The sequence below is a fragment of the Actinomadura darangshiensis genome, assembly GCF_004349235.1.
Taxonomy (GTDB): domain Bacteria; phylum Actinomycetota; class Actinomycetes; order Streptosporangiales; family Streptosporangiaceae; genus Spirillospora; species Spirillospora darangshiensis.
In genome coordinates this window covers 1-7,828 of the sequence record NZ_SMKY01000362.1, presented here as the reverse complement: position 1 = coordinate 7,828, position 7,828 = coordinate 1, and the positions used below count along the sequence as shown (strand labels likewise).

At 71.4% G+C, this 7,828-nt stretch carries 10 protein-coding genes; 7 read left to right on the top strand and 3 right to left on the bottom strand.

Annotation, left to right across the window (positions count from 1 at the left end):
* Positions 1 to 139 precede the first annotated feature (139 nt).
* A complete protein-coding gene (locus E1293_RS41505; protein ID WP_132204732.1) occupies positions 140 to 382 on the top strand; it encodes a hypothetical protein in 243 nt (80 codons plus the stop codon).
* Positions 383 to 448: 66 nt separating this feature from the next.
* On the opposite strand, the gene E1293_RS41500 is transcribed toward E1293_RS41505, so the two are convergent.
* Together E1293_RS41500 and E1293_RS41495 are read right to left on the bottom strand one after the other, a co-directional pair.
* Positions 449 to 922 (bottom strand): VOC family protein, encoded by a 474-nt coding sequence (locus tag E1293_RS41500; RefSeq protein ID WP_132204730.1) that lies wholly within the window; start codon positions 920 to 922, stop codon positions 449 to 451.
* Positions 923 to 1,071: 149 nt separating this feature from the next.
* Positions 1,072 to 1,563, bottom strand: coding sequence for an Lrp/AsnC family transcriptional regulator (locus E1293_RS41495; protein ID WP_132204728.1), 492 nt, complete (start codon positions 1,561 to 1,563; stop codon positions 1,072 to 1,074).
* 105 nt (positions 1,564 to 1,668) lie between these two features.
* Between E1293_RS41495 and E1293_RS41490 the strand changes: the two genes are divergently transcribed.
* Complete coding sequence (locus E1293_RS41490) at positions 1,669 to 2,865, top strand: MFS transporter (protein WP_132204726.1); 1,197 nt, start codon at positions 1,669 to 1,671, stop codon at positions 2,863 to 2,865.
* Between the two features lie 10 nt (positions 2,866 to 2,875).
* Here E1293_RS41490 and E1293_RS48140 read toward each other — a convergent pair whose 3' ends face one another.
* Entirely contained in the window at positions 2,876 to 3,013 is a 138-nt protein-coding gene (locus tag E1293_RS48140; RefSeq protein ID WP_165978637.1) for a hypothetical protein, read from the bottom strand.
* A 142-nt stretch (positions 3,014 to 3,155) separates the two neighbouring features.
* Between E1293_RS48140 and E1293_RS41485 the strand changes: the two genes are divergently transcribed.
* The 5 genes from E1293_RS41485 to E1293_RS41465 form a co-directional block, all read left to right on the top strand.
* On the top strand, positions 3,156 to 4,004 hold the full coding sequence (locus E1293_RS41485) for a hypothetical protein (protein WP_132204724.1): 849 nt from the start codon (positions 3,156 to 3,158) through the stop codon (positions 4,002 to 4,004).
* A gap of 88 nt (positions 4,005 to 4,092) precedes the next feature.
* Positions 4,093 to 5,220 carry a mannose-6-phosphate isomerase, class I gene (gene manA / locus E1293_RS41480; RefSeq protein WP_243717352.1) on the top strand — a complete coding sequence of 376 codons (1,128 nt, stop codon included), beginning with the start codon at positions 4,093 to 4,095 and terminating at the stop codon, positions 5,218 to 5,220.
* The gene (locus tag E1293_RS41475) at positions 5,217 to 6,161 is read left to right on the top strand and encodes an ROK family protein (RefSeq protein ID WP_132204722.1); all 945 of its coding nucleotides are present in this window, start codon (positions 5,217 to 5,219) and stop codon (positions 6,159 to 6,161) included. Before manA ends, E1293_RS41475 begins: the two co-directional genes overlap by 4 nt.
* A gap of 59 nt (positions 6,162 to 6,220) precedes the next feature.
* On the top strand, positions 6,221 to 6,739 hold the full coding sequence (locus tag E1293_RS41470; protein ID WP_132204720.1) for a pyridoxamine 5'-phosphate oxidase family protein: 519 nt from the start codon (positions 6,221 to 6,223) through the stop codon (positions 6,737 to 6,739).
* A partial coding sequence (locus tag E1293_RS41465; protein WP_243717350.1) for a serine hydrolase domain-containing protein occupies positions 6,724 to 7,828 on the top strand: 1,105 nt, incomplete at its 3' end. The genes E1293_RS41470 and E1293_RS41465, both read left to right, overlap by 16 nt.

Sequence of the window (7,828 nt, the reverse complement as noted above, 5' to 3'; positions counted from 1 at the left end):
CCCCTCACCCCCACCGCCCACTCCTGATGGGTAGGCCCGATGTCCCCGTAGGTCAGGCCGCCGAGACCGATCACCGCAAGCGCGGCTCCGGCCACGTCGAAGCGACGCGGCCCGCTCCCACATCGCGGGAATCGGGAACGTGACGGAACACCAGCACCGCCGCCACCGCCGCTATCGGGACGTTGATCCAGCACACCCACAGCCACCCCGCGACATCGACCACCGCGCCGCCGGAGCGGCGGCCCGGACGCGCCGGCGACCCCGCTCATGCCCGGTCACCTCGGCCAAGCTGCTGCCCGACCACCGTGCCGAGTCGGCCGCCAAGCTCGACGACCACACACCGACCGTCCGCGCCCGGTCGTCGGGATGGAACGCGGCCTGAATGAGCGCCAGCGCCCCCGGTACGAGCAACGCGGCCCCGACGCCTTGCAGTCGCTGCTGCGCCGGGTTAGGAGGTGGGGAAGAAGTCGGCGCTTTGGACGTACTCCATGGCCTTGGTGAAGGTCGGGTCGGTCATGCGCCGTCCCATTTCCTCGGGGGTCAGGTCCTCGATGCGGGTCTGGATCCACCAGAGGTTGCCGAACGGGTCCCGGACGCGGCCGACGATGTCGCCGAAGGCCAGGTGCGTGACCTCCGTGACGGACGTGCCGCCGGCGGCGACGGCCTGCCGGTGGACGGCGTGGGCGTCCTCGACGTAGAGGCGCAGGAAGGCGGGTGTGGCGGGCCAGCTCGGGTCGGCGTCGAACAGCATCACGATCGCGTTGCCGACACGGACCTCGGCGTGCCCGATGACTCCCCGGTCATCGACGACGCGGGCGATCTCCTCCGCGTCGAACGCCTTCGTCATGAAGTCGATGACCGCGGCGGTGTCGCGGCTGATGATCCACGGCGTGACGGTCGTGTAGCCCTCGGGGATCGGCATTGGGTCCTCCCAGCGTCGGTTACGTGACATCGACGTTAGAAGGTGTTCAGGTCGGATCCTGTCCGCTACTCGGGCGTCGGGCGGTCCCTTTCGTCCCGGCGGGGCCAATGGTGCTCGCAGCAGACCTGGTCGCGCCGAGCCGGTGGTCGCTAGCGGGTCCAGCCGGTGGACGCGGTGATCGTCCGGGTGCCCGGGGACGGTGGCTCGACGGCGCGGCCCTCGTAGGCGGTCGACAGGACGATGTGCGAGTTCATCTCGCCGTGCTCGCCGAGCCGCTCCAGCAGCCCCTCCAGGTGCGGCATCGAGGCGACCCGCACCTTCAGCATCGAGCACCAGTTCCCGCTGAGCTTGTGGATCTCGGTGACCTCGGGCAGGTCCTCTGCGGCGGTGGTCTTCAGCAGGCAGCGGCCGAGGGCGCAGCGCATCTGCACGAACGCCGTCAGCGGCTGCCCGACCCGCGCCGGGTCGATCCGCGCCTGGTAACCGGCGATCACGCCGGCCTCCTCCAGGCGCCGCACCCGTTCGGCGACCGCCGGGGACGACAGGTTCACCAGCCCCGCCAGCCTGTTGAACGACAGCCGCCCGTCCCGCTGCAGCTCGGCGATGATGCGCCAGTCCGTCTGATCCAGCTCCCGGTCCATGTGGAAAGTCCTCTCGCGGAAATGCCTTCCAAACTAGAGGCGGAGACGACCGAACACCAGGGATATCGCCTTCCCCGTCGAAACGGTGTTTTCTAGCGTTAAGGCATGCGATCTCGTCCGATGGTGGCCCTCTGCTCGGGCACCGCACTGATGAACGCGTCCATGGCCGCGGCGAGCGCGACCAGCACCCTCGTCGCCGCGGACCGCCTCGGCGCCGGCTGGGGAGGCGTCCCGAACACCGCCGGCATCGTCGGGACGGGCCTCGGCGCGCTGGCGCTGACCCGGCTGGTGCGGCGGATGAGCCGGCGCGCCACCTTCGTCCTCGGCTACGCCGCCGCCGGCGCGGGCGCCTGCCTGGCCGCCGTGGCGGTCGCGAACGGCGACGTCGTCGGGCTCTGCCTCGGCCTGCTGCTGCTCGGGCTCGGCAACGCCGGCGCCCAGCTCTCGCGGTACGCGGCCGCCGATCTCCGGCCGCCCGGACGGCGCGGCTCCGCCATCGGGCTCGTCGTGTGGTGCTCGGCGGCCGGCGCCGTCGGCGGCCCGCTGCTGCTCGACCCGTCCGGCGCGGCCGCCACCGCGATCGGCTGGACGGCGTTCACCGGGCCGTTCCTGCTGGCCGCCCTCACCTGCGCGGCCGCGGCCCTCGCCGCGACCGGCGGGCCGCGCGTCCGGGCCGGTGCACAGGCCCCGCCGCCGTTCCGCAGGCTGGTCCGGACGCCGGCCGCGCGCTCCGCGCTGACGGTGATGGTGACGGCGCAGGTCGTGATGGTCGCCGTCATGACGGCCGCGCCGCTGGAGATGCACATGCACGGCGACGGCCTTGGGGCGGTCGGCATGACGCTGTCCGCGCACACCCTCGGCATGTTCGCCCTGTCGCCGGTGTCCGGCCGCCTGTTCGACCGGTTCGGCCACCGCCCGGTGATCCTCGGCGGGCTGCTCACCCTGGCGCTCTCCACGGCTCTCGCGGCCGTCGCGACCGGCTCGCTGGGACGTCCCGTGGCGCTCTTCCTGCTCGGCTACGGATGGAACCTCTGCTTCGTCGGCGGCAGCGGCCGCCTCGCCCGCGACCTCCCGGAAGCGGAACGCCCGCACGTCGAGGGCGCCGTCGACGCCGCCGTCTGGATGATCGCCGCCGCGGCGAGCCTGCTCTCCACCGTCGTGCTGTCGGCCGGCGGCTACTCCGTCCTGGCCTGGACGTCCTGTGCCGCCGCCCTCGCGGTCACGCTCACGCAGTCGCGGCGCCGGCGACCGGCGCTCCAGGTGCGTGCGGAACCCGCCGGACCGGTGATCAGGCAGCGCTGACCCGCGGGGTTCAGATACGGCCGGTGCCGCGGCAGACGTTGCACTGCTCGCGGGTGGCGGTGCTGGTTCCGGTGCCGTTGCAGCCGGGGCACGCCCGCGTCGCCGGCTTGTTGTGCTTGCCCACGTCCACCACCCCCTGAGCGTTCATCTTAGGGGCTCGGCCGAACGGCCGACGTCCCCGCTTATCAGTTCGCTGACAAGACCCCACAAGGTTCACCAGGCCGGTGCTGAACCCGTGCCGTAACGGGCACCGTGCATGGAGTAGGGGGCCGGCTGATCGGAGGCGGGGCATGACCGACGCGGCGGAGGCGGCGGACACCAGGGTGCGGGACGCCGCGAAGGGCGCGGCGGGACGGCTCCGGCTCGCCGCCGCCTTCTACGCCGGCGACCTGGTCCGCTACGGCCGCGCCGAGCTGAGCTTCCTGCGGTGGGAGATCGCCCGCGGCGTCCTCAATCCACCGGGCGGGGAGCCACCGGGCAGCCGCTGGTGGCGTGCGGTCAACGACCGGCTGCTGCGCGACAAGGCGGAGGCCGCGCTGCTGGACGGCGGCCACCGCGGCGAACCGTCGTCGCGCGGCGTCCGCCTGTGGGGCGCGTTCCTCCGGGACCCGTCGCCGGCGGCCTGGTACCGCGCCCACAACGCCAGCGTCGTCGCCGGCTACCTCGGTGCCGAACCGCTCGCCCTCGCCGAGCTGCCGGCCGAGCGGTTCCTGATGAACGTCGCGCTCGTCCGCGTCCTGTACGCGCACGCGCTGGTGGCGCGGCCCAGGCTGGCGCTCGGCGTGTTCGCGCCCCTCGGCGGGCTGCTCGGCGACCCGCGCGGCGGGTCGGTCGGGTTCTTCCTGGACCTGCGCCGCGCGTTCCCCGAGCGGTACCCGCTGGACGAACTGCTGGCCGGGGACCTGGTCGCGGCGGAGGGACTGCTGCCGCGCGCCCTCGACTACGGCGTGATCGTGCCGCGGCTCGTCCCGCTGTACGAGTTCGCGGCCGAGTCGCTGGGCCTGCCCGGCATCGAGGGCCTGATCAGCGACGGCGCGCCGTGCTACGCGTGGCCGGCCCGCCGCGCGGACTGGCACGGCCCCGGCGCCCTGCGCCTCACGACCCGCCTCACCGCCTACGCGGTCCGGATGCGGGCCTGAGATCATCAGCCCGCCGGCGCTTGTACGCTGTCCTCACGAGCGCCGTCCTCCCGTCGCGGCGCGCCGAGTGAGGAGATCGCGCAGGTTGGTGCCACTGCCGCTGACCACCGTGATCCGGCCCTACGACTGGGGGTCGCGGACCGCGCTGCCCGCGCTGCTCGGCGTCGAGCCGGACGGACGCCCGCAGGCCGAACTGTGGGTCGGCGCGCACCCCGCCGCCCCGTCCAGCGTGGCCGGAACACCCCTGGACGTCCTCATCGAACGCGACCCGGCCGGAATGCTCGGTGCCCCGTCGACCGGCCGATTCGGGGCGTCACTGCCCTATCTGCTCAAAGTCCTGGCCGTCGAAAAACCGCTCTCCCTTCAGGTGCACCCGACCACGGCACAGGCCGAAGCCGGATTCGCCCGCGAGGAAGCCCAAGGCATTCCGGTCGACGACTACAGCCGCACCTACAAGGACCCTTTCCACAAGCCGGAGATGGTCTGCGCCCTGACCGACTTTCACGGCCTCTGCGGCTTCCGAGACCCCGCCGAAACCGCCGATCTACTCGAAAGCCTGACGGTCGCCGAACTGCGCCCATGGATCGGGACGCTCCGCGACGAGCCCCCCGCGCAAGCGCTCCAAACCGTCCTGACCCAGATGCTGGACGAGACGTCCCGGCCCATCCAGGCCGCCGTGGAACCGGCGCTGACCGGCGTCTACGCCGACATCGCCCGTGCGTACCCGGGCGACCCCGGCATCCTCGCCGCACTCCTGCTCAACCACGTGCGGCTCAAGCCCGGCCAGGCCCTTTTCCTGGACGCCGGAGTACCCCACGCCTACCTGGGCGGCCTCACCATCGAGGTGATGGCCAATTCCGACAACGTCCTCCGGTGCGGCCTCACGGGGAAGCACATAGACGTCCCCGAACTGATGCGCGTGGTCGAATTCGCCCCGACCACCCCCGACCGCATCGAACCGACAGCCGACCTGCACTACCAGGCCGCCGCCGAAGAATTCACTTTGGCCCGTCACGACCTGACCGAAGACCCCGACGTCCTCCCCACCGGCCTTCCGCAGACACTTCTCTGCGTCGAAGGCGAAGCCCATCTCACGACAGATCGCACCTTGACCCTCAACCGAGGCGAAGCCGCCTTCATCCCGGCCGCCGCGCCCGCGGCGAGCCTCACCGGAAACGGCACCCTCTACCGCGCGCTCCCCAGCATCGAGCCATGACCGTCCTCGCCCTCGACATCGGCGGCACCAAGTTCGCCGTCGCCCGCATCGACGCCACCGGGACCCTCCTCGACCGCGCCGAGCACCCCGTCGGCCAGTCGCCCACCGCCACCCTCCGCGGCCTCGTCGCCGACTTCGCCGCCCCCGGCCTGACGGCCGTGGGAATCGCCTCGGCCGGCCCGATCGACACGGTCGCCGGCACGGTCAGCCCGATCAACATCCCCCGCTGGCGCGGCTACCCGCTCGTCTCCGCCGTCCAGCGCCTCGTGCCGGGAGTCCCCGTCTCCCTCGCGGGCGACGCCCAGTGCATGGCGCTCGGCGAATGGTGGCGCGGCGGCCACGGCGGCTCGTCCCTCCTCGGCATCGTCGTGTCGACCGGCGTCGGAGGCGGCCTCATCATCGACGGCCGCCCCTGGACGGGACGCACCGGCAACGCCGGCCACATCGGCCACGTCATCCTCGACCTCGACGGCGAGCCCTGCGTCTGCGGCGCCCGCGGCTGCCTGGAGACGATCGCCGGCGGCCCCAGCATGGTCCGCTGGGCCCTCGCCCAGGGCTGGACGCTTGCCACCGGCCGCCCCGACGCCAAGGCCTTGGCGGCCGCCGCCCGCGAAGGCGCCGCCATCCCGCTCGCAGCCTTCCACCGCGCCGCCGACGCCCTCGCCACCGCGATCGTCAACACCGCCTCCGTCCTGGACATCCAGAACGTCGTCCTAGGCGGCGGCGTAGCGGCCACCGGCGACCTCCTCCTGGCCCCGCTCCGCACCGCCATCACCGCCCGTGCGGGCATGCCCTACCTCCGCGACCTGCGCGTATCGCCCACAACGCTGTCCCGGGACGCCGGCCTCTTCGGCGCCGCCGCCCTGGCCCTCCACGCCACCGGCAACCCCCTGACCCCAGCCGCCAATACAGACAACTCGGGTACACGCGCAGACCGATGAGTTTCTTGGCGAGCGCAGGTCATCATCAAGACCACAGGTAGACCACACTGGAGGGCTTGATGAGCCACGAACCGGAAGCCGCGCTGGGACCGTTCTCGTCTCCAGGCGCGCAAGCGACGCCCTGGACGTCGACGCTGGCGATCCTCGCTGAGGCGGAGGTCTTCTGGCTTTCTACAGTGCGGCCCGACGGGCGACCGCACGTGACGCCGCTGCTGGTGGCATGGAGCCTGGATGGCATGTGCTTCACCACAGGCGGCCAGGAGCGCAAGGCGCAGAACCTCGATGACAACCCCCGCTGCACACTGACGACCGGCACGAATACTTTGACCGGTGTGGACGTCGTCATCGAGGGTGTCGCATCCGTCGTGGACGAGCGAGCGAAGCGCGAACAGGCCGTCGCAGACTTCGAACGCAAATACGGCGCGCATCTGACCAACCCCGAGGGCACCTGGTACCGGATGGGCGAGGCGGTCATCGCCGGCGACGTCAGGCTGTATCGAGTCGCGCCGACCGCCGGATTCGCTTTCGGCAAGCTGCCGGCGTCCAGCCAGACTCGCTACACGTGGCCGAGCCGGTGACGGCGATGCCCTCACTGCAGCAGAAGGTCCAGGGCGTCCTCGACGAACTCGTCGACACCGGAGCCGAAACCGGCTTGCAGGTGGCCGTCTACCACCATGGTGCTCTCGTCGTCGACGCCGTCGCCGGCGTAGCCGACAGCCAGACCGGCCGCAGGACGACCCCGCAAACCCCATTCTTCAGCTTCTCCTCCGGCAAGACCATGACGGCGCTGATCGCGCACCTGCTAGTCAAGAACAGCACGGTCGGATACGACACACCCGTGGCCGACCTGTGGCCAGAGTTCGGGGCCCAAGGCAAGGCGGCCACAACTCTCCGGCACGTGCTCACCCACACGGCCGGCGTTCCGGCAATGCCACGCACCATCACCCCTGCCGACCTGCCCGACTGGTCGCGAGTCTGCACCGCGATCGCCGACGCCGAACCGCAATGGCGCCCCGGGACCAAAACGGGCTACCACTCATTCACCTTCGGCTTCCTAGTCGGCGAGATCGCACGCCGGGTCACGGGCAAACCGATGCGGCAACTCCTACACGAGTGGATCACTACACCCCTCGACATCGACGGCGACCTGTACTTCGGCGTACCCAAAACCGACCTGCCCCGCCTGGCACGCATCGAAGACTCCGCCCCAAGCCCGACCGTCCCACCCGACGGCGACGCAATTCTCGCGCCCTGGGAACTGCAACCGACCGCGGCCATGGCCAACAGCCAAGACATCCTGGAAGCCGACATCCCGTCGGTCGGCACCTTCACCGCACGGGGAATCGCCGCCATGAACGCCGCAGTCCTAGACGGCCGGCTAATGGATTCGCACCAACTCCAGGAAGTGACGGCGGTGGCCTTCGAAGGCACCGACCAGGTCTTCGGCAACCAAGCACGCCTGGCCCTCGGCTACCCACTGGGCCGCATCGGCACCAGCCCAAACGATTCACCCACCACGTTCGGCTGGGTCGGCGGCGGCGGCAGCTACGTCTACGCCGACACCACCACCGCCACCTCCTTCGCCATGACCAAGACCCGCCTAACCCCCCACTTCAACACCGCCCAACAACTAGCAGCCCTAATCACAACCGCCCTGACCCCCCACC

What these genes read in the sequence shown, in the direction of transcription:
- E1293_RS41485 (WP_132204724.1), top strand. Translation starts at nt 3,156, where the DNA reads ATGACCGACGCGGCGGAGGCGGCGGACACCAGGGTGCGGGACGCCGCG.
- E1293_RS41500 (WP_132204730.1), bottom strand. Translation starts at nt 922, where the DNA reads ATGCCGATCCCCGAGGGCTACACGACCGTCACGCCGTGGATCATCAGC.
- E1293_RS41490 (WP_132204726.1), top strand. Translation starts at nt 1,669, where the DNA reads ATGCGATCTCGTCCGATGGTGGCCCTCTGCTCGGGCACCGCACTGATG.
- E1293_RS41495 (WP_132204728.1), bottom strand. Translation starts at nt 1,563, where the DNA reads ATGGACCGGGAGCTGGATCAGACGGACTGGCGCATCATCGCCGAGCTG.
- E1293_RS41470 (WP_132204720.1), top strand. Translation starts at nt 6,221, where the DNA reads ATGAGCCACGAACCGGAAGCCGCGCTGGGACCGTTCTCGTCTCCAGGC.
- E1293_RS48140 (WP_165978637.1), bottom strand. Translation starts at nt 3,013, where the DNA reads ATGAACGCTCAGGGGGTGGTGGACGTGGGCAAGCACAACAAGCCGGCG.
- E1293_RS41475 (WP_132204722.1), top strand. Translation starts at nt 5,217, where the DNA reads ATGACCGTCCTCGCCCTCGACATCGGCGGCACCAAGTTCGCCGTCGCC.